Source organism: Lacinutrix himadriensis, from assembly GCF_001418105.1.
In the GTDB taxonomy this organism is placed as follows: Bacteria; Bacteroidota; Bacteroidia; order Flavobacteriales; family Flavobacteriaceae; genus Oceanihabitans; species Oceanihabitans himadriense.
Map to the genome: position 1 here is coordinate 19,834 of NZ_LIQI01000017.1, position 26,177 is coordinate 46,010.

At 33.1% G+C, this 26,177-nt stretch carries 24 protein-coding genes and 1 pseudogene; 11 read left to right on the forward strand and 14 right to left on the reverse strand.

Annotation, left to right across the window (positions count from 1 at the left end; translation table 11 throughout):
* Positions 1–28: 28 nt before the first annotated feature.
* Positions 29–1,708, reverse strand: a complete 1,680-nt coding sequence (gene gldJ / locus AMD28_RS04740; protein WP_152975548.1) for a gliding motility lipoprotein GldJ — start codon at positions 1,706–1,708, stop codon at positions 29–31.
* Positions 1,709–1,973: 265 nt separating this feature from the next.
* On the opposite strand from gldJ, the gene porU reads away from it, so the two are divergent.
* From porU to AMD28_RS04790, 11 genes and pseudogenes are all read left to right on the forward strand, one after another.
* Positions 1,974–5,612 carry a type IX secretion system sortase PorU gene (gene porU, locus AMD28_RS04745; RefSeq protein ID WP_338035222.1) on the forward strand — a complete coding sequence of 1,213 codons (3,639 nt, stop codon included), beginning with the start codon at positions 1,974–1,976 and terminating at the stop codon, positions 5,610–5,612.
* 38 nt (positions 5,613–5,650) lie between these two features.
* Complete coding sequence (locus tag AMD28_RS19060) at positions 5,651–5,854, forward strand: hypothetical protein (RefSeq protein ID WP_338035223.1); 204 nt, start codon at positions 5,651–5,653, stop codon at positions 5,852–5,854.
* A 34-nt stretch (positions 5,855–5,888) separates the two neighbouring features.
* Complete coding sequence (porV, locus tag AMD28_RS04750; protein WP_055443017.1) at positions 5,889–7,130, forward strand: type IX secretion system outer membrane channel protein PorV; 1,242 nt, start codon at positions 5,889–5,891, stop codon at positions 7,128–7,130.
* A gap of 240 nt (positions 7,131–7,370) precedes the next feature.
* Positions 7,371–7,852, forward strand: a pseudogene (gene cdd / locus AMD28_RS04755) (cytidine deaminase).
* Positions 7,853–8,050: 198 nt separating this feature from the next.
* The gene (gene pdhA, locus AMD28_RS04760) at positions 8,051–9,049 is read left to right on the forward strand and encodes a pyruvate dehydrogenase (acetyl-transferring) E1 component subunit alpha (protein WP_055443018.1); all 999 of its coding nucleotides are present in this window, start codon (positions 8,051–8,053) and stop codon (positions 9,047–9,049) included.
* A 3-nt stretch (positions 9,050–9,052) separates the two neighbouring features.
* Positions 9,053–10,648: a pyruvate dehydrogenase complex dihydrolipoamide acetyltransferase gene (locus AMD28_RS04765; RefSeq protein ID WP_055443019.1), complete on the forward strand. Its 1,596-nt coding sequence runs from the start codon at positions 9,053–9,055 to the stop codon at positions 10,646–10,648.
* A gap of 69 nt (positions 10,649–10,717) precedes the next feature.
* Positions 10,718–12,259 carry an aryl-sulfate sulfotransferase gene (locus AMD28_RS04770; RefSeq protein WP_055443020.1) on the forward strand — a complete coding sequence of 514 codons (1,542 nt, stop codon included), beginning with the start codon at positions 10,718–10,720 and terminating at the stop codon, positions 12,257–12,259.
* Between the two features lie 107 nt (positions 12,260–12,366).
* The gene (locus AMD28_RS04775; RefSeq protein ID WP_055443021.1) at positions 12,367–13,377 is read left to right on the forward strand and encodes a M20/M25/M40 family metallo-hydrolase; all 1,011 of its coding nucleotides are present in this window, start codon (positions 12,367–12,369) and stop codon (positions 13,375–13,377) included.
* A gap of 112 nt (positions 13,378–13,489) precedes the next feature.
* Positions 13,490–14,458, forward strand: a complete 969-nt coding sequence (locus AMD28_RS04780) for a YjgN family protein (RefSeq protein WP_055443022.1) — start codon at positions 13,490–13,492, stop codon at positions 14,456–14,458.
* Entirely contained in the window at positions 14,458–15,549 is a 1,092-nt protein-coding gene (locus AMD28_RS04785; protein WP_055443023.1) for a M48 family metallopeptidase, read from the forward strand. Before AMD28_RS04780 ends, AMD28_RS04785 begins: the two co-directional genes overlap by 1 nt.
* Positions 15,550–15,553: 4 nt before the next feature.
* Positions 15,554–16,234 (forward strand): SDR family NAD(P)-dependent oxidoreductase, encoded by a 681-nt coding sequence (locus AMD28_RS04790; protein WP_055443024.1) that lies wholly within the window; start codon positions 15,554–15,556, stop codon positions 16,232–16,234.
* 26 nt (positions 16,235–16,260) lie between these two features.
* Here AMD28_RS04790 and AMD28_RS04795 read toward each other — a convergent pair whose 3' ends face one another.
* From AMD28_RS04795 to AMD28_RS04855, 13 genes are all read right to left on the reverse strand, one after another.
* Positions 16,261–16,485 carry a hypothetical protein gene (locus AMD28_RS04795; protein ID WP_055443025.1) on the reverse strand — a complete coding sequence of 75 codons (225 nt, stop codon included), beginning with the start codon at positions 16,483–16,485 and terminating at the stop codon, positions 16,261–16,263.
* Positions 16,486–16,576: 91 nt separating this feature from the next.
* Complete coding sequence (locus AMD28_RS04800; protein WP_055443026.1) at positions 16,577–17,029, reverse strand: tRNA (cytidine(34)-2'-O)-methyltransferase; 453 nt, start codon at positions 17,027–17,029, stop codon at positions 16,577–16,579.
* On the reverse strand, positions 17,019–17,243 hold the full coding sequence (locus AMD28_RS04805; protein WP_055443027.1) for a hypothetical protein: 225 nt from the start codon (positions 17,241–17,243) through the stop codon (positions 17,019–17,021). The genes AMD28_RS04800 and AMD28_RS04805 overlap by 11 nt, the downstream gene beginning before the upstream one ends.
* Before the next feature lie 10 nt (positions 17,244–17,253).
* Positions 17,254–17,913: a hypothetical protein gene (locus AMD28_RS04810; RefSeq protein WP_055443028.1), complete on the reverse strand. Its 660-nt coding sequence runs from the start codon at positions 17,911–17,913 to the stop codon at positions 17,254–17,256.
* An 85-nt stretch (positions 17,914–17,998) separates the two neighbouring features.
* Positions 17,999–18,148, reverse strand: a complete 150-nt coding sequence (locus AMD28_RS18695; protein ID WP_162838498.1) for a hypothetical protein — start codon at positions 18,146–18,148, stop codon at positions 17,999–18,001.
* A gap of 74 nt (positions 18,149–18,222) precedes the next feature.
* Positions 18,223–18,987 (reverse strand): tryptophan synthase subunit alpha, encoded by a 765-nt coding sequence (gene trpA / locus AMD28_RS04815; RefSeq protein ID WP_055443029.1) that lies wholly within the window; start codon positions 18,985–18,987, stop codon positions 18,223–18,225.
* 109 nt (positions 18,988–19,096) lie between these two features.
* Complete coding sequence (locus AMD28_RS04820; protein ID WP_241492442.1) at positions 19,097–19,333, reverse strand: GIY-YIG nuclease family protein; 237 nt, start codon at positions 19,331–19,333, stop codon at positions 19,097–19,099.
* 41 nt (positions 19,334–19,374) lie between these two features.
* The gene (gene trpB / locus AMD28_RS04825; protein WP_055443030.1) at positions 19,375–20,556 is read right to left on the reverse strand and encodes a tryptophan synthase subunit beta; all 1,182 of its coding nucleotides are present in this window, start codon (positions 20,554–20,556) and stop codon (positions 19,375–19,377) included.
* Between the two features lie 20 nt (positions 20,557–20,576).
* On the reverse strand, positions 20,577–21,212 hold the full coding sequence (locus AMD28_RS04830; RefSeq protein ID WP_055443118.1) for a phosphoribosylanthranilate isomerase: 636 nt from the start codon (positions 21,210–21,212) through the stop codon (positions 20,577–20,579).
* Positions 21,213–21,299: 87 nt separating this feature from the next.
* Positions 21,300–22,085, reverse strand: a complete 786-nt coding sequence (gene trpC, locus AMD28_RS04835; protein WP_055443031.1) for an indole-3-glycerol phosphate synthase TrpC — start codon at positions 22,083–22,085, stop codon at positions 21,300–21,302.
* 324 nt (positions 22,086–22,409) lie between these two features.
* Entirely contained in the window at positions 22,410–23,402 is a 993-nt protein-coding gene (gene trpD, locus AMD28_RS04845) for an anthranilate phosphoribosyltransferase (protein WP_055443033.1), read from the reverse strand.
* 243 nt (positions 23,403–23,645) lie between these two features.
* Positions 23,646–24,215 (reverse strand): anthranilate synthase component II, encoded by a 570-nt coding sequence (locus AMD28_RS04850; protein WP_055443034.1) that lies wholly within the window; start codon positions 24,213–24,215, stop codon positions 23,646–23,648.
* 395 nt (positions 24,216–24,610) lie between these two features.
* A complete protein-coding gene (locus AMD28_RS04855) occupies positions 24,611–26,011 on the reverse strand; it encodes an anthranilate synthase component I family protein (RefSeq protein WP_055443035.1) in 1,401 nt (466 codons plus the stop codon).
* Between the last annotated feature and the right edge of the window lie 166 nt (positions 26,012–26,177).

Genomic DNA, 26,177 nt, shown 5'->3' on the forward strand with positions numbered 1-26,177 from the left:
GACTTTTTTAAATTTTATAAAAGAATTATTAATTCTTTGTTTTGTTTTTTCCTTTAGATTTTGAACCTACACGAGACATTGCACATCTAAACCCAATATAATCTGTTGCCATATCTTGAGGGAAGTAACGTCTTTGTGCTGGATCTAACCAGTACTCTCTGTCTTTCCAAGAACCACCTTTGTAAACTCTTACTTCATCATTAATTAAAGAAGTACGTTTAGCAGATTGGTCATACTCACGAATCATAGTTCCAGTAGAATCCATTTCTACATTATGCTTTGGAGAGTTATACATTTTTCTAGTTATTTCAGAACTTTCACTTTCTTCACCTTCTTCTTCATCAAAAGAATCAGCATATTGTCTAGAAGAACGTTTATCACCATCTCTAAAGTTACGGTTATCACTTCTATCGAAGTTAGTTCTTAAGTACGTTTCGTTTTCATCAACACCAACTTGTGCAATTTCACCAGGAAGGTTTCTTGCTACAATTTTTCCGTTAGATAAAGTATCATATACTATTTCATCTGAAGTAACAATTTTTACTGTTCCGTCATCATTAATAGCGTTTTTAGTATACACATTTCCTCTATAGTAGTTAAAGTCATTAAACTCATCATCTACAATAGGTCTGTAAACATCGGCAACCCATTCAGCAACGTTTCCAGCCATATCATATAAACCATAATCGTTTGGTGCGAAAGACATTACTTGTTTTGTTATATCTGCTCCATCATCACTCCATCCAGCAATACCACCGTAATCACCTTTACCTTGTTTAAAGTTGGCCATTTGGTCACCACGAACTTTACGTTTTCCTGTACGAGTATATTGTCCACTCCAAGGGTATTTTTTTCTACCTCTGTATGTGTTATAACTTCTAATATCTGACATACCTAAAGCAGCATATTCCCATTCCGCTTCTGTAGGAAGTCTGTACATAGGTGAAATTACACCAGTTTCTCTAGTAGCGTATTTGTTAATAGTATCTCCAGTCGCTGTAGTTTGTACACGACGTCTTGATCTTTCCGGATTGATAATACTGTCGTTACCACCATATGTTTGCGTTGGCGCATTGATATAGGTATCTGTATTAAAGTTGGCATCCGATGTTGCAGTTAATTTAGCATCTCTTGTTAACCATCCGGCTTGTTCAAGATTTAACTCATTATATCTGTCAGATCTCCAGTTAGCAAATTCAACTGCTTGAATCCAGCTAACACCAACTACAGGATATTCTGCATACGCAGGATGACGCAAGTAATTGTTTGTCATAACTTCATTGTAACCTAAACGGTTTCTCCATACCAATGTATCTGGAGCAGCACCATTATAAATTGCTTTGAAATTTTCTTCAGATGGAGGATAAGTTGATTTTAACCAATATAAATATTCTGAGTACATAAAGTTTGTAACTTCAGATTCATCCATATAAAAAGATTGAATGTGTTGTTGATTTGGGTTGTTGTTCCAATCATGCATTACATCATCTTGTACTTTACCCATGGTAAATGTACCTCCTTCAACAAAAACTAATCCAGGAGCAGTTTCCTGTTCTTTAAATTTTTCGTTGTATTGGAAACCACCTTCTTTAGAATTGATTTTCCAACCTGTTGCTCTAGATGTATTTTTAGAACTAGATCTTTTACAGCTAACTGCAGTTACAGATACTGCTAAGATTAATAATAATACTACTTTTTTCATGTTCATACTTTTAAAGTAAGCTACTTGTTAATTTAGTGACGCAATATAAGAATTAAAGCCAATACTACAAGATAAATTGTAAAAATTGATTAAAAAAAATTGCAGTTCACCCTAGTTATTAAACCTTATAACGATGTTTTTTATAATTTCATCGTTCATTTGTAAAGCTAATAACGAACATTTTTATAAAATAGTATTGTTCTTTCGATGTGATTTTTTAAAATTGTATGTTTTTTAATAATAACATTCAATTATTCACGTTATTTATGCAATGAAAAAGAAATTACTTATACTCACACTAATAATGCCGTTGATGATGTTTGCGCAGCAGCAAACATTTAAAATTACCTGGCAAGACTACAAAACGATATCCAACGAAAAATTTTCTATAGAGGTTCCTGCCTTTGATAAAGAACATTTTAATTATACTTTAAAGGATGGCTTACAGTTTGTAGCACAATGGAATACTTCCAGCCTTATTAATGAAACTTCTGCAACTTTATCTAAAGTAAGTTACGCAAGTATCTCTTTAAACGAGTTAAAAGGAGTGGACCTTAAAACAATTCCAAATAAATTAAAATATAGCTTGGCTAATTCTATTGCTAGAGATAAACGTAATGCGTATTTAATTGTTTCTCCTATAATTAAAGAAAATGGCGTTTATAAAAAAATAACATCGTTTACTGTAAATTATAATAATAGTAATGGCTCTAGATTTTCTAATACATCAAGAAGAGCGATTACAAATTCTGTTTTGAGTTCTGGTGAATGGTACCGTTTTTATGTAGATACGACAGGTGTTTTTAAAATTTCTAAAAACTTTTTAAGTTCTTTAGGTGTTAATGTGAATAGTGTGGACCCTAGAAATATTAAATTATTTGGTAATGGCGGACAAATGATACCTTATAGTAATGCTGCCGAACAACACTTTGACATTAAAGAAAATGCCATACGAGTTGTAGGTGAAAATGATGGAACATTTAATAATGAGGATTATATTTTGTTTTATGCGAGAGGTCCAAGAGGATATGAAGCGGAAAGTAAAACCAACATCAACTTATATACAGATAAAACATACTATTATATAAACATAAGTAATGGACAAGGTAAAAGGGTGCAGCCTTTTATACAACCAACAGGTACTGTAGATTTAGAAATTAATCAATTTCAAGATTATCAATTTCATGAAGTAGATGAATATAACCTAGTAAATGTAGGCCGAAGATGGTTAGGGGATAAGTTCGATATAGAAAGTAGTAAAACATTTACCTTTAGTTTTCCGGATTTAGTTACAAGTGAACCAGTAGCACTTAAAGTTTCTGTTGCATCAGATTCCGAAACGGCTTCAAGTATGCAGATAGATGTAAATGGAAGTGCTATAACTACTTTAAGTTTGTCGGCTGTTGGAAGTCCGAATCTAGCTGTTGAAGCTCTTTTTAATGGAAATGTAAATCTTAATTCTTCAGAAATTTCTGTAAACCTTAATTATGATAATGGAGGGAATCCGAGCTCTAATGCATATTTAGATTATATTTCAATAGAAGCAACTCGTGCATTAAATTTTTCAGGAAATCAATTTGTTTTCAAAAATGATGACGTTGTTCGAAGTTCAGGAATTGGAAGATATACTTTAACCAATGCTACAAATGTTTCCGAAGTTTGGGACATTACAGACAGGTTTAACATTACTACCGCTGTTAATACAGATGCAAGTGCCTCTTTAAGTTTTACTTCTGTTTTAGGAAGTTTTAAAGAATATGCTGTCGTTACCAATGCAGATGTTTATCTTCCAAAAAGAGATGGTAATACTACGGTAACCAATCAAGATTTAAAGGGAACTATTTTTTTAAATGATCAAGGGAATTTTCAAGATGTAGATTATTTAATTGTAACACCTAGTTATCTTTTAACACAAGCAGAAAGACTTGCCGATATAAACAGACAACAATATGGTTTAAATGTAAAAGTAGAAACATTAGATAATATATATAAAGAGTTTAGTACAGGAAACCAAGATATTGGTGCTATTAGAAATTTTGTCAAGTATATTTACGATAATGCAAGTACGCCAGAAAATAAAATAAAGTATTTATGCCTTTTTGGAGATGGATCTATAGACTATAAAGAAAGATTATCAAACAATACCAATGTGGTTCCTTCTTGGCACGCGATAGAAAGTTTTAACTTAACAAACTCTTTTGTATCGGATGACTTTTTTGGAATGATGGATGCAAATGAAGGAACTATGGAGCCTTCAGAAAAACTAGACATCGCTGTTGGTAGAGTTCTTGTAAACTCATCGCAACAAGCAAAACAGATTGTAGATAAAATTATTTCCTATCACAATGAAGCAAGTTATGGTAGTTGGAGAAATAATTTTGTTGTGGTGTCCGATGATGTAGACGAATCCTGGGAAAGAGTACTTCAAGAAACCACCGATCAATTAGCAAATACGATAGCTGAAAAGAAACCGTTTTTAAATCCAATAAAAATACATTCGGATGCTTATTTACAAGAAGCTTCGGCTGGTGGTGCACGTTACCCTAAAGTAAAAGAAGCTTTAGTTAGTGCCATAGAAAATGGTGCACTTGTAGTTAATTACTTTGGCCATGGTGGTGAAGACGGACTTGCACATGAACATATTTTTGAGAAACCAGATGCACAAGACGTAAATAATGTTTGTAGACTAAATTGTTTCGTAACCGTTACCTGTGAATATACTCGATTTGATAACCCGTTAAGACCAACTGCAGGAGAATATACTTTTTGGAACGAAACAGGAGGTGCTGTAGCTTTAGTAACAACCACAAGACAGATTTTTGTAAGTGTTGGTATTACTTTTAATGAAGTTTTAGGAGAATATATGTTTTCTTATAATGATACAGATGATTATGCCGATGACGAATATCCTTCCATTGCCGAAGCACTTAGACTAACAAAAAATGATCCTTCTATTTCTAATATATCACAAAGAAGATTAGTGTTTTTTATTGGCGATCCAGCAATGAAATTAACCTTTGCAAAACCTAATATAAGACTGACTAAAATAAATGATGTACTTATAGAAGACGAAACAGATACTTTGGAAGCTTTAGGGCGTGTAAAATTATCTGGAGAGGTAACCGATGTATCTGGTAATTTGCTTACTAACTATAACGGCGTACTATCTACAACTATTTACGATAAAGAAATAGATAGAAGAACACTAGCAAATGATGGAACTCGAGAAGGAAACCAATTGATTTATTTGAACTATAAAACATTAGGTGAAATCATTTTTAGAGGACAAGCTTCTATAACCAATGGTTTATTTGAATTTGAGTTTGTAGTGCCAAGAGATATTGGTATTCCTGTAGGATTTGGTAAAGCTAGTTTTTATGCGAAATCTGAAATTCCATTTCTACAAGACCAAACAGGAGCAAGTGTAGGAACTATTAAAATAGGAGGTATCAATGCCGATGCGCCAGAAGATAATGCTGGACCTCTAGTAACCCTTTATATGAATGACGAAAGTTTTGTTTCTGGAGGTATAACGAATGAATCTCCTTCACTATTAGTGAAATTAGAAGATGAAAACGGAATCAATACAGCCAGCGGAATTGGTCATGATATTGTTGCTATTATAGATGGAGACGAAACAAACCCTTTTGTTTTAAATGATTATTACCAAACGGAAGTAGATGATTATACCAAAGGATTAGTAAATTATCCTTTTAGAGATTTAGAACCTGGTTTACATACCTTAACACTTAAAGCTTGGGATGTTTATAATAACTCATCCATACAAGAAATTCAATTTGTGGTGTATGATGAAGACGAAAAACTAGTAATTAATAACGTCTTAAATTATCCAAACCCTTTTGTAAATTATACAGAATTTTGGTTTAACCACAATAGTTCAGAGTCTTAGACGTTTCAGTACAAATCTTTACAGTTTCAGGTAAATTGGTGAGAACCTTAAACGGGCAAACCAATAATTCATCCGAATGTTGTGGTAAAGGAGCATCTGCATTATCTAGAGATATTGTTTGGGATGGACGAGACGATTTTGGAGATAAAATTGGAAAAGGAGTCTATGTTTACAAACTAACAGTGCGCTCTAATACCCTAAATAAAAAGGTCGAAAAAATAGAGAAACTTGTAATACTATAATATTAATTTATATTTGTCAAATAAAAGATACCAAATGAAGAAGTCAATTTTAACTATAGCATGCTTATTATTAATTGCTAAAATAAATGCCCAAACTACTGTAATTGCCCACTCTAACGATTCTAGGGTAATAACAACTGGTATGCCATTTTTGCTTATTGCACCAGACGCAAGAGCAGCTGCAATGGGAGATATGGGAGTTGCAACCTCTGTAGATGCTAATTCACAACAGTGGAATCCATCTAAATATGCATTCTCAACATTTAAACAAGGAGTAGGATTTAATTATACGCCTTATTTAAGCAAATTGGTTAATGATATTTCTATTTCATATGTTTCCTATTATAATAAATTAACAGAAAGAAGTGCTGTTTCAGCTAGTTTAAAATATTTCAGCTATGGAGAAATAGAATTTGTTCAAGATGAGTTTTCGGAACCTTTAATTCAAAAGCCAAATGAATTTGCATTAGATGTCGCTTATTCACTTAAGTTAAGTGAACAATTTGCCATGTCTGTAGGTATGCGTTATTTAAATTCAGATTTAAAGTTAGACGGTTTTGATCCTGATGCAAAAGCAGCTAGCACCTTTGGTGTAGATATTTCAGGATACTACCAAAGTGAAGAAGAAGCGTATGATAGTTTTAATGGTAGAACACGTTTAGGATTCGCGATTCAAAATATTGGACCAAAATTTAAATACGCAGAAGGTGGTGTAGAGAACTTTCAACCAACAACCTTACGTTTAGGTGGTGGTTTTGATTTTATATTAGACGATTACAATAAAGTTGCCGTAACAGGAGAGGTTACTAAATTATTAGTGCCAACACCACCAGTTACTGGTGATGAGTATGAATATACAGATGTAGATGGTAATGGTGAATATAATGAAGATATAGATGGTCCTAAAGGAGATCTAGTAAATGATAATTATATTATAGATGGTAAAGATCCAGACGTAAGCTTTATTTCTGGTATGTTTCAATCTTTTGGAGATGCTCCAGGAGGATTTAGTGAAGAAATTAAAGAATTTACATACGCTATTGGTGCAGAATATTCTTATCAAGACTCGTTTGCTTTTAGAGCAGGATATTTTAACGAGGCAGAAGAAAAAGGAGCAAGAAAGTTTTTTGCTATTGGTGCCGGATTTAAATTTAGTGCAGTAACTGTAGATTTATCGTATTTATTCGGTGCATCTAAAGTGGCAAGTCCTTTAGAAAATACATTGCGTTTTTCTTTAGCCTTCAATCTTGGTGCAGATACGTATACAGAATATTAATACTTAATATAGAAATACCAAAAAAAACTATTGCCAAAAGCAATAGTTTTTTTTGGCTTATACCAAATGGGATTTAAAGGAAATAGAAACGAATGCAGTCGATTGTTTTTAAAGTTTTTTTGGTATACTAGAGTTTCTTATATTTAAACGCTAAAACAGGTAGGATAAATACCTAATTAAAAAAGGATGTATTTTTTATAAGGTTACATCTTTTATATAAAAGGCAATAAAAACGAATAGATGAAAGAAATAAAAATAGAATCTACTTTAACCGTTTTTGATGATTTTAACGAATTACCAAAAAACATCGCTTCTTTAATGGAGCAAGCAATGGAAGCTAGATTAAATGCGTATGCACCTTATTCTCAATTTCTTGTTGGTGCTGCAATAGCATTAGAAAATGGAGAAGTAGTAACAGGAAGTAATCAAGAAAATGCATCGTATCCATCGGGCTTATGTGCAGAACGTACCGCAATTTATTACGCAGGAGCAAAATATCCTGGCGTTGCAATGAAAACGATGGCAATAATAGCAGGATCTGTGAAAAATAAAACGACAGAGCCAATTCCTCCATGTGGCGCATGTAGACAGCCATTGCAGAATACGAAGTAAAACAAGAGGATGCTATAGAACTTTATTTCATGGGAGAAACAGGAAAAATAGTAAAATCGAATTCTCTTGCTAATTTGTTACCTTTAGTATTTGATAAATCGGTTCTATAGACCTTTCGAAATCGTTTTCGAAAAACTTTACGATTTTCAGCCTTTTTTATTCCTAACTAAAGTATTACTTTTGTTAGTGGAACTTATTTTTGAAAAATTTATTTTTATAAGTATTTCCATATAACAAAGCAGCAAAGGCCAATTCAATATTGGTAATAAAAACAAAAATTTTATAATTTCTTTAAAGTAGCACTACCAATGCAAAAAATCACCAAAGAAGTATACCTTAAATGGTATGAAGATATGTTATTCTGGCGAAAGTTTGAAGACAAACTAGCAGCAGTATACATTCAACAAAAAGTAAGAGGTTTTCTTCACCTTTATAATGGCCAAGAAGCAGTATTAGCAGGAGCTTTACATGCAATGGACCTTTCTAAAGATAAAATGATTACTGCATATAGAAATCACGTGCAACCAATAGGAATGGGAGTAGACCCAAAACGCGTAATGGCAGAACTATTTGGTAAAGCAACAGGGACTTCTCAAGGTCTTGGTGGATCCATGCATATCTTTTCTAAAGAAAAAGGTTTTTATGGAGGTCATGGTATTGTTGGTGGTCAAATACCTTTAGGAGCTGGAATGGCTTTTGGAGATAAATACCACGAAACAGGAGCTGTAACTATTTGTTGTTTTGGTGATGGAGCTGCTAGACAGGGTTCTTTACACGAGACATTTAACATGGCAATGTTATGGAAATTACCAGTAGTTTTTGTTTGTGAAAACAATGGGTACGCCATGGGAACTTCTGTAGAACGTACTGCAAATCATACCGATATTTGGAAACTAGGATTAGGTTATGAAATGCCTTGCGGACCAGTAGATGGAATGAACCCAATAAAAGTTGCTGAAGCTTTTGATGAAGCACTAGAACGTGCTCGTCGCGGTGACGGACCAACATTTTTAGAATTAAAAACATACCGTTATAGAGGACACTCTATGAGTGATGCGCAACATTACAGAACAAAAGACGAAGTAGAAGAATACAAAAAAATAGATCCTATTACGCAAGTAAAAGAGGTTATTTTAGAAAAAGAGTATGCTACTGAAGATGATATTGCTGCTATTGCGAAGCGTGTGAAAGCGTTAGTAAGCGAATGTGAGAAATTTGCAGAAGAATCTCCATATCCAGACAAAAGCGTAATGTACGATGTAGTTTACGAACAAGAAGATTATCCATTTATACAACATAAACTATAAGCTATGGCAGAAATAATTAATATGCCTCGACTGAGTGACACGATGGAAGAAGGTACCGTTGCAACATGGCTTAAAAAAGTAGGAGATAAAATTGAAGAAGGAGATATTCTTGCAGAAATTGAAACCGACAAAGCTACCATGGAATTTGAGTCTTTTCACGAAGGTGTTTTATTACACATTGGTGTTCAAGAAGGGGAAACTACTAAAGTAGACGAGCTTTTAGCAATTATAGGTGAAAAAGGAGAAGATATTTCTGCAATACTTTCAGGTGCAAAAACCGAAGAGAAGGTCGAAGAGAAACCTGATACAGAAACAAAAACAGAATCGGCAACAGGTGTTGCAATTCCAGAAGGAGTAATAGTGGTTACTATGCCAAGATTAAGCGACACGATGGAAGAAGGTACTGTTGCTACTTGGATGAAAAAAGTTGGTGATGTTGTGGAAGAAGGAGATATTCTTGCAGAAATTGAAACAGACAAAGCAACCATGGAGTTTGAGTCTTTTCAATCTGGAACTTTATTATATATAGGATTAGAAGAAGGAGATTCTGCTAAAGTAGATGCTCTTTTAGCTATAATTGGCCCAAAAGGAACAGATGTTTCAGATATAGCCAAAAACTTTAATGCAGAGGGAACTCCTGCGGAAAAAGTAGAAGCACCAAAACCTGCGGAAACTAAAAAAGAGGCTCCTAAAAAAGAAGCTTCGAAACCTGCTCCAAATTCAAACGCTAATTTAAATGCTAATGGACGCGTATTCGTTTCTCCTTTAGCGAAGAAAATGGCAGATGAAAAAGGAATAAACTTATCACAAGTACAAGGATCTGGTGAAAACGGAAGAATTGTAAAACGTGATATAGAAAACTTTACACCTTCTGCAGCTACTGCTTCGGTTGGTAAATTTGTACCAACAGGACAAGAAGATTTTGATGAGGTACCAAATTCAAACATGCGTAAAGCAATTGCTAAAAACTTAGCGAAGTCTAAGTTTACAGCACCACATTATTATTTAAATGTGGAGTTTGATATGGAAAATGCAATGGCATTTAGAAAACAATACAATTCTATTCCAGATACAAAAATATCGTATAACGATATGATTGTTAAAGCTTGTGCTTTAGCATTAAAACAACATCCTCAAGTAAACTCACAATGGTTTGATGATCGTATGCAATTAAACAACCATGTACATATTGGTGTTGCAGTTGCTGTACCAGACGGTTTATTAGTTCCTGTAGTTAAGTTTGCTAACGAGCAAAGTTTAACGCAAATTGGAGGAGCGGTTAGAGAATATGCTGGTAAAGCAAGAAACAAAAAACTAGCTTTAGATGAAATGGAAGGAAGTACTTTTACTATTTCTAACTTAGGAATGTTTGGTATTGAAAGTTTTACATCTATTATTAATCAACCTAATTCTGCAATTCTGTCTGTTGGAAATATTGTTGAAAAACCTGTAGTTAAAGAAGGACAAATAGTAGTGGGTAATACCATGAAACTTACTCTTGCTTGTGACCATAGAACAGTAGATGGAGCAACTGGAGCGCAGTTTTTACAAACGTTAAAAGGGTATATCGAAAATCCTGTTACCATGATAGTATCATAAATAATGTTTAGAAATTTTCTTGTCTGCTTCGTTTTCTTAATTGTATTTAAAGTTCAATCTCAAAATACAATGGGATTACTGTATCATGACGAGGAAGTTTCTGACGGTTATTTGCTAATGAGTTATAAACAAGATAGTGATTTATACTTATTAGATACTTGTGGTCAAGTAGTAAATAGCTGGACGTTTAATAGTAATGTATCCGTGTCTTATTTATCTGAAAACGGAGAAGCTATTAAATTTGCAAGTAATGAAATTGAGATTAGAGATTGGGATGACAATTTAGTTTGGCTTCTAAACTTTGATACTCATGGAATTAGTTTGCATCACGATATAGAGCTTTTACCTAATGGTAATATTTTGGTTTTGGCACGTGATTTTTATAGTCCAGCAGAAGCAACAGCCCAAGGTAGAGATACAGATTTTTTATTGCCACTTAATTTTTCTTCGGAAAGAGTTTTAGAAATAAGACCTATTGGAACCAATGATTTTGAAATTGTCTGGGAATGGAAATTTTGGGATCATTTAATTCAAGATTTTGACAATACCAAACCTAATTATGGTGTAGTTGCTGATCATCCAGAATTAATGGATTTAAATTTCGATTCGCAAACATCTACTAATTGGCTCCATACAAATGGGATTGATTACAATGAAACCTTAGATCAAATAGTAATATCTTCCCGTACATCTAGTGAGATTTATATCATAGACCACAGTACAACTACTCTAGAAGCATCCTCAAGTAGTGGCGGTAATTCTGGAAAAGGAGGTGATATTTTATGGCGTTGGGGAAATCCTGAAAATTATAATCAAGGAGACGCTAATTCTCGTTTGTTATATGGACAACATGATCCTCGTTGGATTCCTGATGGTTACCCAAATGCAGGAATGATTTCTGTGTTTAATAACGGTTTAGGTCGTCCTACTAACTTTTCAACAGTAAATATAATAGAAACACAATTCGATGTTAATGGTCAATATACAGTAACGGGAAATGTATTTGCTCCCTTAGATTTTGATTGGACTTGGAGTGGAGATATCCTTAATGTTACCATGTATAGTAACTCTCAAAGTGGCGCTAATATGCAGCCAAACGGTAATTTTGTTATATGTGAAGCTACTACAGGACGTATTTCTGAAATAAATTTACAAGGCGAATTGTTATGGTCTTATAAAAATCCTGTTGCAGCTCAAAATTATGCCCAAGGAAGTGCTATTCCATTAAATCAAAATGTCGTTTTTAAAGCCCAAAAATATCCTAGTACTTTTTTAGGCTTTCAAGGCAATGATTTTAATCCGCAAGGAATCTTAGAAAATGAAAACACCATCTCTCAAGATTGTATTTCTAGTTTAAGTATTAATGATATTGAAGTTGCTAGTTCTAAATTATATCCAAATCCTTTTATAGATAGGGTACATTATATAGATACGAATAATCGCAAAATAGAATCTGTAATTGTTTATGATATTTCAGGAAAACAAGTATCCAATATTAACCTTCAAGAAAATCAAATAATATTTAATAGTGATTTGTCTTCAGGATTGTATTTTATACGTGTACAAATGGAGGATTATTCATCTGCGGTTTTCAAAATAGCAAAAAAATAAAATAGGTTTATTCTTAAAAAAAGAGCTATTAATTATCGGAAAGATAAACCAAATGCGAATCCTGTTACTAACAGGATTTTTTTATATTTATACTCTAAATGTATCTCATGAAAAAAATACTAATAACATTAATTTTTGTTTCCATTTTAAGTTGTGGTTCTTCAAAAGTAGTTACCAATACAGAAGCTACTTCAGAAAGTGCTATAGAAGCATCCATTACTTTAGAATCCATTCAGAAAAGTATGGAGTATTTAGCTTCCGATGAACTAGAAGGAAGAGCAACAGGAAGTGTGGGTATTGAAAAAGCCGCTGTGTTTATAGAGACGTTCTTAAAAGATAATAATATCAAACCATACTTTGAAACCTACCGTGATGATTTTGAAATAGCAAAAAAAGGAACTAAAGATGGAGTAACCAATAAGGAAACTATAAAAGGATTTAATGTTGTTGGTGTTGTAGAAGGGAATGATCCAAAATTAAAAAACGAATATATTATCTTAGGTGGTCATTATGATCATATTGGTTTTGCAAAAGTAGTAGATGGAGATAGTATTGCTAATGGAGCAAATGATGATGCATCAGGAACTATAGCAGCAATGGAATTTGCAGCATATTTTGCAAAAACAAAAACCAACAAACGCAGTATTTTAGTGACGCTTTATTCTGCGGAAGAAATGGGATTAAAAGGTTCTGCTCATTTAGCAAAAAGACTTCAGGAAGCAGGATTAAATGCCTATACCATGATTAATTTTGAAATGATTGGCGTACCAAGAACCGCTGATAAATCGATAGCATATATGAGTGGCTTTGAACGATCTAATTTTGCTGAAACTTTAAACCGATATGCAGGAGAAGAAATCGTTGGTTTTTTTCCGAAAGCTAAGGAGTTTAATTTATTTATGAGATCGGATAATTATCCATTCTTTAATGAACTTAATATTCCTGCACATGCCATTTCCACTTTCGATTTTACAAACTTTGAATATTACCATCATGTAGATGATGAGGCTAGTGAAATGGATTATGAACACATGTCTAGTTTTATGAATAAAATGATTCCTGCACTAGAAGGAATGATGAATGCACCAACTAAAGAAGTCACTCTAAAAGGAAAATAAACACCGTATAATAGCAACGATAAACAGAAGTGTTTGTACTATAATACCTTTGCTGTTTGTTCTTGTAACCTCATAATTTTACACCTCAAATTTTAATCAATAAATTGAATACATGGATTTAATACCAGAAAAAACTACATCACATAAATTTTCATTTTTAGGAAAAGGATCGGAATATGCGATTATATTTTTTAAAAATTTACTACTAAATATTGTTAGTTTAGGATTATATTATCCTTGGGCAAAAGTAGAAAAACTAAAGTATTTTTATCAGGCTACCGAGTTTAAAGGAAATCGTTTCACCTTTCATGGAACAGGAAATGAAGTTTTTAAAGGCTTTATCAAGGTCTATGTTTTATTTGTAGCGCTATACTTATTTTTATTATATGGAGCATCTTCTGGAAATGGTACAATAACAGCAGTTGCACTTTTGTTTTTCTATGGATCTATTATTTTAATCATACCATTAGCTATTCATGGTTCTGCTAGATATCGATCTTCTAGGTCGTCTTGGAGAGGTATTCATTTTAAATATTTTGGAAACAGAAAAGAGTTATATAAATTATGTGTGATTGGATTTTTGTTAACGATACTAACCTTTGGAATTTATTCTTCTTGGTTTAAAGTAGATTTAAAAAAGTACATCACTAAACACCTGAAATTTGGTAACATTACTTTTAGCTTTAAAGGTGATGGATTCGATTTATTTATCATTCATTTTAAAGGAATCTTCTTGACGTATATCACCTTAGGTATTTACTCTTTTTGGTATATGCGCGAATTATACCAATTTAATATTCAGAATATCGAATTGTTTCAAGATGAAAAAAGAATAAAAACAAAGTTTAATATTGCAGCAGGTGATGTTTTTGAGTTGGTAGTTATTAATGCCCTTTTAATCGTTTTCACTTTAGGATTAGCTTCTCCTTGGGTAGCAACAAGAACGCTTGGTTTTTTTATTAATAACCTGGAATTAGAAGGTGCATTTAATGAAGACGAAATACAACAAGCGGAATTAGATAATTATAACGATGCTGCTGGAGATGATTATTTAGATTTCTTTGATTTAGATCTTTTATAATGAGAACCTTTATAGTAACATATTTTGACGGAAAGTCCTCTAAATCTAGCGAAGCTACCTTAGTGGTGTTTCCTCAGTATTGGAAAATTAGTATGGACAACACTAGTCCTTTTTCAAATAGCATACGTTGGGATGTTACTAATATAAAGTCCTCTAAAGTCTATACTAAAAATATTAAAAGCTTTAGTTACGGCGAGTATCCTTTTCAATATATAGAATGTGAAGATGATTTGCTAATACCAGAAATAGAGAAACATCCTGAGCAAAAAAAGCTTCACAGTAAAGTGGATACTTTTTTACATCAATTTAAGCTAAAGTCTATTGCATTACTAATGCTATTAATTGTGGGTTTCAGTGCAGGAATGTATTTTTATGTGATTCCTAATGTCGCTGAAAAATTTGCACAGAATGTAAATAGTAAATATGTAAAGAACTTTGGTGATTTTGTATTTAATACTATAAAACCGGAATTAGAAATAAATGAAGAGCGCTCCAAAATATTACAAGAATTCGCAAATCAATTAGACTTAAAGGCAGAATACCCTTTAGATTTATATGTGGTGGATGAAGATGCAATTAATGCATTTGCTATTTCTGGAGGTAAGATTGTAGTCTATTCTGGATTGTTAGATAAGCTTACAGAAGCAAATCAATTAGCTGCATTATTAGGTCATGAAGTATCGCATATCAATAAACGGCATGTTTTAAAAAATGTAAGTAGAGATCTATCTGGATATATTTTTCTGTCTGTCGTATTTGGGGATATCAATGGTGTCACTTCTGTTTTTATAGAAAACGCACACTTGTTTAAAAGAATGAGTTATTCTCGTGATTTAGAACAAGAAGCAGACCAAGGCGGATTAGAATTATTATATGCAAATAAGGTAAATCCGGAAGGAATGATAGCACTTTTTCAGGTTTTAAAAGAAGAGACAGAAAGTGAAGATTTTGAAAGTTTAAAATATATTAGTAGTCATCCATTAATAAATGAAAGGATTACGTATACTAAGGAGCAGATTAAGGAAAAAGCGAACACTTTTATAGAAAACAAGAAGTTAAATACAGTATTTGCTGAACTTCAAAAAAAGTAAATAAATGAAAAACATAATAATTACAGGAACAAGTAGAGGAATTGGTTTTGAACTAGTACACCTTTTTGCAAATGAAGGACATAATGTATTGGCATTATCGCGAAATGCACAACCCGTAAATAATCTGCATTTTGAAAATATTACTTCTATGGCTTTCGATTTATGCAATGCAGAAGACTATAAAAAAGTAGCGGCATTTATTGAAACCGAATGGAAGCAGGTAGATGTTTTGATTAATAACGCAGGAACTTTATTAAATCAACCTTTTGCCGAAACAACTATGGAAGATTTTGAAAACGTCTATAGAACCAACGTTTTTGGTGTTGCCGAAATGACTAGAACCGTTTTACCATTTATGAAACAAGATAGTCATGTCGTAACTATAAGTTCTATGGGAGGTGTTCAAGGGAGTATGAAATTTCCGGGACTTGCAGCATATAGCTCTAGTAAAGGAGCCGTTATTACATTAACAGAGCTGCTTGCCGAAGAATATAAAGAAACAGGTCCGCAATTTAATGTGTTGGCTTTAGGAGCCGTTCAAACCGAAATGCTAAAAGAAGCTTTTCCGGATTATCAAGCACCAACAACAGCAGCGCAAATGGCTGCATATATTCATGACTTTGCACTTACAGGAAATAAACTGTATAATGGGAAGATGCTACAGGTTTCTAATTCTACGCCTTAATTTTAAGGCTAGAAAAAGAATTTTAGCTATTCTATAATTTCGTAGTCAATACTTAGTTTACGTAAAGATCGTAAAGCCGAACCAGAATTTTTATCCTGTACCTCAATATCTACAGCATCGCCTTCTAGAAGGATGTCTGTTAGTTCGTGCGCTAAAGAATCACTTATGTTAGAAGAAACTTCTGCTATACATTGGGCTATTGCTCTTTTATCTGGTCGCTGTGCATCACAAGACAATAAGTTTAATTTCATAATTATAATGTATTAATGTAATGCCAGAGCTGGCGTTAGACTTTGGTTTAACGAATTTAACTGTTTTTTGTTAGAAAGCCAAGCTATATCCTTACTGCAAGTTACGCAAACCTTCATAAACAACAATACTTACTGCATTGGCTAAGTTTAAGCTTCTAACATGTTCGCTGTATAGAGGGATCTTAAATAGCTTGTCTTTATTGTTTTCTGTAATGGCTTTAGGTAAGCCTGCCGACTCTTTACCAAATACTAAAAACATATTATCTTCAAAAGCAATATCCCAATGATCTTGCGTTCCATGACTAGATAGAAACACCATATTGGCATCTTTATTTTTATTTAGAAAGTCCTCTATATTGTCGTAATAATGTAAGTTGAGGTGTTGCCAATAATCTAATCCGGCACGTTTTAAACGCGCGTCTGTAATTTCGAAACCAAAAGGTTTCACCAAGTGTAAATTGGATCCAGAAGCTAATGCTAGTCGGCCAATGTTTCCTGTATTGTTGGGTATTTCTGGTTCTATGAGTACGATGTTAAGCGGCATTTTTTGAAATAAGTTTTAATAGGATTAATCGTATAAGTAATATAAAAGGAAAGCCATGTAAAACAACATCAAACCAATCCATAAATTGCATTCCTTTTGCACCACCAAAAACCCATTTTAGTTTTCCAATAATATGAGGTTCGGGTAAAAAAGGAGCTAGACCTAAGGTTAAACATAATAATGTTATAAGTTTCCAGTCGTTTAGTAATTTCATGTTTTCTTAACTATTCGTTTTCTTCTTCAAATTCCAAAATATTTACATCAAATTCTGCATCAATAAATTCATCTCTACTCATCCAATAGTCTGAAGTGGTTAACGCATAGGTGTTATTTTCTTTGGATTCTAATTTCCAAATAATATCTTCAGCCTCATCAAATGCTTCTTTTCCTGCTAATTGATCTACAAATAGCCTTTTTATTACATTGTTATTTGCAAGTGTAACACACAACGCTTTTAACACAATCTCTTTGGTAACTTCTTTATTTGGTGTGATTTCAAAAGTAATGATGGTTGCTTTTGCATTAGGAAATGTTCCGTTATATGCGCTGTTTAACAATTGATTAATATTGTATAATTCATGGTGTAATGTAATATCTGCATATTCTTCAGAAATCTTATCTAATAACATTTCATGCGAAATTTCGTCTATTTGGTTTTTGTTTAAATGATTAGATAATTTATAATCTAGTACAATTGCTGCCGCTTCTTCTGGCTCAAAATCTGAAATTGCAAGATATAGTAGCTCTAGTAATTCTTCTGGTTTAGAAGTTTCTGCATTCGCTAATCCAAACCTATCTAATAGATTTATATAATCGGAATCTGACCAAGCATTTTCTAATTTTTCAACGGATTTTACACTATTTATAATAAGATGATATTTCATATATTTAAATTTTATAAATGTTAATTTATATAAAATGCCTATTCAAATATACTGAATAGGCATTAAATAACGAAGCTAAACGTAATTAGCTATTCGTTTTATTTTGTTGTTTTTTAATGGTTTTTTTATCTATATCAAAATCATTAGTTTCCATCTTAGAATATCCTTTTGGATTAGTTGGATTGGTTTGTCTTACTGTAGTCTTAAATTTCTTTCTATCTCTAATCATTCCCATTATCTAAAGTATTTATATTGGTTCAATTTTAAGATACTATTTAATTATAAAACTTCTCACAACATTGCGTTAAACTATTTTAAAATGTTAGAAACAAACGCGTCCATATTAGCAACCCCTTTATTGGTAAGGTGTTTTATAAAAGCAGAACCAATAATAGCTCCTTTTGCATGTGTGGTTGCTTGTGTAAAAGTTTCATTGTCCGAAATACCAAAACCAATGATTTGCGGATTATTAAGTTTCATATCTGCAATACGTTTAAAGTAATTGGTTTGTTCTTCTCCGAAACCAGAGCTACTTCCTGTTACACTTGCGCTACTTACCATGTAAATAAATCCGTTAGAGATAGCGTCTATAAAGTGGATGCGTTCTACCGATGTTTGCGGAGTTATTAAAAACACGTTAATCAATCCATATTTTTCAAAAATAGCTTTGTAATCGTCGTTATATACATCTACCGGTAAATCCGGAATTATTAATCCGTCAATTCCAATTTCTTGACATTTTTTACAGAAAGCCTCTACACCATATTGTAACATTGGGTTGAAATAACCCATGATGATTAACGGAATAGAAACGGTTTTACGGATATCTTTTAACTGATTAAAAAGTACTTCAGTAGTCATGCCGTTTTGTAAAGCTTGTGTAGAACTCGCTTGAATGGTTGGTCCATCGGCTAAAGGATCACTGAATGGTAATCCGATTTCTACCATATCTACACCACTTTTTTCTAAGTTTTGAAGGATTGTTGTAGTATCGTTTAAACTTGGGTATCCTGCTGTGAAGTAGATGGATAAGAGCTTTTTGCTTTCTTTTAGTTTTGTTTGAATGCGATTCATTGAAAATGTGTCTTTTCATTTCCGCGAAGGCGGAAATCTTTTAAATTTTAGTGATGGTTTTTTTATAGTAAATCTGATAAGTCCTTCCAATCTGGATTCATATCATTTATTAAATTTCTTTCCATTCCCGATTCCATTTCTTTATTTGTCTTTCTCTTTTTATAGAATTGTTTACATATTTGGTAGTTTCAAAATAGACAAGTTTATCTACGTTGTATCTTCCAGTAAAAGTTTTTAAACTATTGTTTTTATGTTGTTTTATTCTAATTTTAGGTTGCTTAGATCTGCCAACATAAAGAACAGTATGATTTTTATTTGTTAATATGTAAACATAATGTAATTCCATTTTTAATTCATGAGATTTCCGCCTTCGCGGAAATGAAAAAACTATAGTTCGAAATAGTCTATATAATTCTGTAAATCCTTATCCCCACGACCAGATAAACTAAGCACCACAATATCTTCTGGTTGAAACTTTTTCTGCTCGAAAACAGCAAGTGCATGCGAACTTTCAATAGCTGGAATAATACCTTCTAACTTGCATAATTGCAGTCCTGCCTTCATGGCTTGATCGTCTGTAATGGCAATAAATTCTGCACGACCTGTTTTATATAAATGTGCATGCATTGGTCCGACACCAGGATAATCCAATCCTGCCGAAATGGAATATGGCTCTGTTATTTGTCCGTCGTTGGTTTGCATCAATAGTGTCTTACTACCATGAATAACGCCTTCTTTTCCTAACACAGAAGTTGCAGCACTTTCGCCAGAATCTACTCCTAAACCAGCAGCTTCTACAGCAATTAGTTTCACGTCTGTATCTTGTAAAAAGTGATAATATGCACCAGCGGCATTACTTCCGCCACCAACACAAGCGACTACATAATCGGGTTGTGTTTTGCCTTCGTGTTCTTGTAATTGCCATTTAATTTCCTCGGAAACTACAGATTGAAAACGAGCGACCATGTCTGGATATGGATGCGGACCAACAACACTACCAATAATATAATGGGTGTCTACTGGATTGTTAATCCAATCACGAATGGCTTCGTTGGTTGCGTCTTTTAACGTTCTACTTCCTGATAATGCAGGAATAACCGTTGCGCCTAACATTTTCATTCTAGCAACGTTTGGTGCTTGTCTTGCAATGTCAATTTCGCCCATATACACAATACACTCCAGACCCATTAATGCACAAACGGTTGCGGTGGCAACACCATGTTGTCCTGCTCCAGTTTCGGCAATAATTCTGTGCTTGCCCAAACGTTGTGCCATTAGAATTTGCCCGATGGTATTGTTGATTTTATGCGCTCCGGTATGGTTTAAATCTTCACGCTTTAGATATACTTTAGTATTGTATTTCTCAGAAAGACGTTTTGCGAAATAGAGCGGAGAAGGTCTACCAACATAATCTTTTAAAAGTTGGTCGAACTCTTTTATAAAGTCGGGTTCTGCCATCACTTTTAAATAGTTTTGACGTAACTCTTCTACATTAGGATACAGCATTTCTGGAATGTATGCACCACCAAATTCGCCGTAGTATCCTTTTTCGTTAATATTATAATTCATGGTTTTTCAATATTCTATTCCTAACGGATATAGTTGTTAATAGCCAATTGGTGTTTAAATTCTTTTAGTTTGCTAAGATCTTTTACTCCTGGTAATTTTTCAAATTTGCTGTTTAAATCGAGAGTACAGCATAAATCGGATTCTGGACGCTTTAAGAATAATAATAAAGGTTCTATTTCTTCAGGACCAATTCCGCCACTTAAAAAGTATGGTTTTTTAGAAGGGTATTTTTTAAATACATTCCAGTTAAAAGGATATCCATTTCCTCCGGGTTCTTTGCCTTTGGTATCGAAAAGGAAGTATTTACAAACATCTTCATAAGGTTCTAAAACGCTAAAGTCGAATTGATTCTTTACCGAAAATACTTTTATAACGAATACATCATATTCCTTCAACTGCTCGCAAAATTCTGGAGATTCATCGCCGTGTAATTGTACCCCTTGTAAATCATATTGTTCAATTTTTTCTACAATATAGTTGAGCGATGCATTTACAAAAACTCCAATTTTCTCAATGCTTTCTGGTAATTCAGGAATTTCGGTATTTAGGTATCGAGGTGATTTTTCATAAAATATAAAACCTAGATAGTCTGGTTGTATTTCGGCAACATCTAAAATGTTGTTTTCGGATTTCATTCCGCATATTTTTAGTTTCATAATTTTTGTCATTCTGAACTTGATTCAGAATCTTTTTTATGTTAGTACTATTTAGAATGGATTCCGCATCCAGTGCGGAATGACAAACTAATTGTTTAATTCTTCAATAAAATGTTTTGCGCTTTCGCCAGCGTTTTCTGTTTTCATAAAGTTTTCTCCAATTAAGAATCCTTTATAGCCATAAGGTTGTAATTCTTTTATAGCTGCTACAGAACTAATTCCGCTTTCTGAAACTTTTACAAAATCGTTAGGTATTAATGTACTTAGTTTTTTACTAGTTTCTAGGCTGACTTCAAACGTTTTTAAATTTCTATTATTTACACCTAACATATCTAGACTAGGCATGATTGATTTGTGTAATTCTTCTTCGTTATGTACTTCTAAAAGCACGTCTAAAGATACGCTTTTTGCAAATTCTGAAAATTGCTTAATTTCTTCTCTTGTTAATATAGCAGCAATTAATAAAATAACATCTGCGCCATACGCTTTGGCTTCTAGAATTTGATAGGTGTCTATGATAAATTCTTTACGAAGCAAAGGTAAGTTGCAACTTGCTCTTGCGGTAAGTAAATCGTCTAAGGAACCTCCAAAGTATTTTCCGTCGGTAAGCACAGACATTCCACAAACTCCAGCATCTTCGTATCCTTTAGCAACATCAAAAATGTTTAAATCATGATTGATTACTTGTTTGGATGGCGAACGACGTTTGTGTTCTGCAATGATTCCAGAGGTACTATTTCTTAAGTTTTTTGCTAAGGAAATGGTTTGTCTTTCAAACAAAATAGATTGCTCTAATTGTTGGATGGGAATTAGTTGCTTACGAAGGCTTACTTCGATGCGTTTGTCTTTTACTATTTTTTCTAATATATCCATATTTGTTTTCCTGTAATTCGGAAACCTGTTTATGTTAATCTTTATTTTTTTGTTCCGAATTAGATTCAGGAACTTGGTTTTTTATTTTCTTTCTGTTCATTTTGCCTTGATGCAAAACGAACCAAAAAATCATATTGAAATGAGGAAATTCCTGCGGAACATTCTCTTTCGGAATTTCGTGCTTAAAGCTTCGTTTTGCATCTCCATTCCTTCGCTCATTATTTCTGCATTTCAATGTTCAATTCTACGAATTGATTCAGGGCTTTCTTTTTTGTTATGTTCTTGTTTCTTCTTAACCCTTTTCATTTTTGCTAACTGCTAACATTATTTACTTAATGCAATCAAAGCATCTAAGCTCGCTTTTGCTTTTCCGCTTAGTAGTGATTCTTTTGCTAGTTCAAATCCGGTTTGATGATCTATTTTATTTACGGTAGCAATTGCTAATCCTGCATTGGCGCAAACCACATTATTTTGAGCTTCGGTTCCTTTTCCTTTTATAACATTTAAAAATATTTTAGCGGAAGACTTTACCGTATCACCACCAAAAATATCACTTTGATTAATCTGTTCTACGTTTAAGTTTTTTGGCGTTAACATGGTTTCTGTGGTATTGGAAATAATTTTGGTATTCCCAGTTAATGAAATCTCATCATAACCATCTAATGCATGAACAATGTTGTAATTGGTATCTGTTTCCTGATATAAATAGCCATAAATACGTTGTAATTCTAAATTGAAAACACCAACTAATTGGTTTTTAGGAAACGAAGGGTTTACCATTGGGCCTAACATATTAAAAAAGGTTTTCACGCCTAGTTCTTTACGAATTGGAGCCACATTTTTCATGGCAGGATGGAATAATGGTGCATGTAAAACACATATTCCTGCTGTTTCTATGGAATGTTTTAAGAAATCTTCTTGGTTTGAGAATTTTATACCTAAAGCTTCCATGACGTTTGAAGATCCTGAAGCCGAAGATACACCGTAATTACCATGTTTAGCAACATGTACGCCAGCCCCAGCAGTTACAAAGGATGCTAGTGTAGAAATGTTGAAGGTGTTTTTTCCGTCTCCACCAGTTCCGCATAAATCAATAGCATTATAATCGGATAAGTTTACAGGAATACACAACTCGAGTAATGCATCTCTAAATCCTTTTAATTCTTCGGTGGTAATGCTTCGCATCATGTACACCGTTAAGAAAGATGCAATCTGACTTTGGTTATAATCGCCTTTTGAGATATTTACTAAAACCTGTTTCGCCTCTTCTGTAGAGATGTTTTCGTGGTTTATAAGTCTGTTTAATATTTGTTTCATTGATAAATTTTTATTTATCATTTCCGCGAAGGCGGAAATCTTTTAAATGGATCTTTTGTTACTTTATTTTTCGTCCGTTCGAGTGATTTTAATTTTTTCTTGCAATGGTATTTAGAACTTATAAAAGCTTCTCGATACTATTTTTTCATGCTTCAAAAATCACTCGAAGTGACATCTTATATTTATTTTTATATTCAAGATTCATTGGAGTAAGTACTATTTACTACAACTGCTTACTGAATACTAGTTTTTAACCCAATTCTCTAATATCTGTTTTCCGTTAGGAGTTAAAACCGATTCCGGATGATATTGTACACCGCGAACATCATAAAATTTATGACGTAGCGACATTATTTGTCCGTTTTCATCCAAAGAAGTCGCTTCTAATACTTCTGGTAAATTAGGATCTACAACCCAAGAATGGTATCTGCCAACGGGGAATGTTTTATCTAATCCGTTAAAAAGGGATTCGTCATCCACGGTTACTTTTATATTGGTCGCAACACCATGGTAAACCTCTTCTAGGTTAATTATTTTTCCTCCAAAAACTTCTCCAATAGCTTGCTGACCTAAACAAACCCCTAAAATACTTTTTGTTGGTGCGTATGTTTTAATGATTTCTTTTAATAAACCAGCTTCATCTGGAACTCCGGGACCTGGAGAAAGTACAATTTTTTCAAAAGCATCTACTTCCTCTAAAGTCAGTTTGTCGTTTCTTTTTACAGTTACTTCACAATTTAAATCTTCTAAATAGTGCACTAAATTGTAGGTGAAACTATCGTAGTTATCTATTACTAATACTTTTATTTTCATATGTATTTCCCACGAAAGTGGGAATCTTATTAATTATACTTTATTTTTTATTTCTGTTCATTTTGCCTTGATGCAAAACGAACCAAAAAATCAAAACGATTTGTTAGGAAATTGCTAAAGCACCATTCGCTTTCAAAGCTGCATACTTGAAGCTACGCTTCGCAGTTTCGCTTCTTCGCTCTTTATTTCTGAAAATCGTTGATTCCGACTATGTCGGAAATAAGGACATGATTTCCTGCTGTTTTTTGACCTTTTAAAATTTATTATTTAGTTTTCTTAATTCTTAATTCTTAATTCTTAATTCTTAATTCTTTTGCGTTAAGGATTGAAAGGTTTGTTTGAGCTCATCTTTGATAGCGAGCCTAGAAAGCCTGACCCTTGTGGTAACGCCAAAATTATATTCTTTCTGCTAATTCTATAGCTTTTGTTAATGCACCTAACTTATTGTATACTTCTTGTAATTCGTTTTCAGGACTGGATTTGGAAACAATTCCAGCACCAGCTTGCCAATGCAGTTGATGGTCTTTACTTAAAAAGGTTCGAATCATAATGGCATGATTAAAGTTGCCTTCAAAATCCATAAAACCAATAGCGCCACCATAAAAAGCACGACTAGTTTTTTCGTATTTTTCAATAAGTTGCATGGCTTTATGTTTAGGAGCGCCGCTTAAAGTTCCCGCAGGAAACGTATCTGCAACCACTTGCATGGTAGAAACATTTTTGTGTTTTTCGCCAATGACTTTACTTACTAAATGTATGACATGGGAGAAAAATTGAACCTCTCTGTAGGTTTCTACTTTTACTTGGCTTCCATTTCTGCTTAAATCGTTTCTTGCTAAATCTACTAGCATCACGTGTTCTGCATTTTCTTTATCGTCTACGGCAAGTTGTTTTGCTAATTCTGCATCTTTTTCATCATTTCCAGTACGTTTAAAAGTACCAGCAATTGGATGAATCTCAGCTTTGCCATCCGAAATTATTAATTGCGCTTCAGGCGAGCTTCCAAAAATTTTGAAATCCCCATAATCGAAATAAAATAAGTAAGGCGAAGGGTTTACGTTTCGCAAAGCGCGATAAACATTAAATTCATCTCCTTTAAAATCTTGTGAGAATTTTTTAGAAAGTACTAGTTGAAACACATCACCTCTCGCACAGTGTTTTTTTGCTAATTCTACATGCGATTTATATTCTTCATCACTAAGATTAGAATGAATCTCTCCATTTTTTGAAAATTTATACGATGCAAAATTCTTCGCTTTTATAAGCTGCAGTATTTCGTCTATATTATTTTCAGTATCATGACAATGCGCAAAAATATAAGCTTCGTTTTTAAAGTGATTAATTGCTATGATGTTTTGATACACGGCGTAGTAAATCTCAGGAATTTCTATAGAGTTTTCTTTTTTTGAAATTTCTACATCCTCAAAATACTTAACAGCATCATAAGCAGTATAACCAAAAATACCATTATTGATAAACTTGAATTTCTCTTCTGAGTTTACTTTAAAGCGCTGTGTGAATTTGTGAATTTCTTCGGTAACCGAAACGTTTTTGGTGTAATTTTTTTTGAAACTTCCATCCGGGAAATGTTGTTCGATTTCATTATTTTCTACTTTAATAGACGCAATAGGATTAAAGCATATATAAGAGAAACTATTATCATTAGCATGATAATCACTACTTTCTAACAATATACTGTTAGGATATTTATCTCTTATTTTAAGATAAATACTAACAGGAGTAATGGTATCTGCTAATATTTTTTTGTGATGTGTATAAAGACTGAATGTTTTCATTAAGGTTATAAATTAAAAAAAGGCTTGTCGTGAATGACAAGCCTTTTTTGATATTTTGGTTAAATATACGGTATAGCGTTAGTTCACGAAGATTGTTTTTCGAGAGTTCCACCACCAAGTATTATTTAAAATTGTGTTCAATTGTTATTAATTTACTTCAAAGATA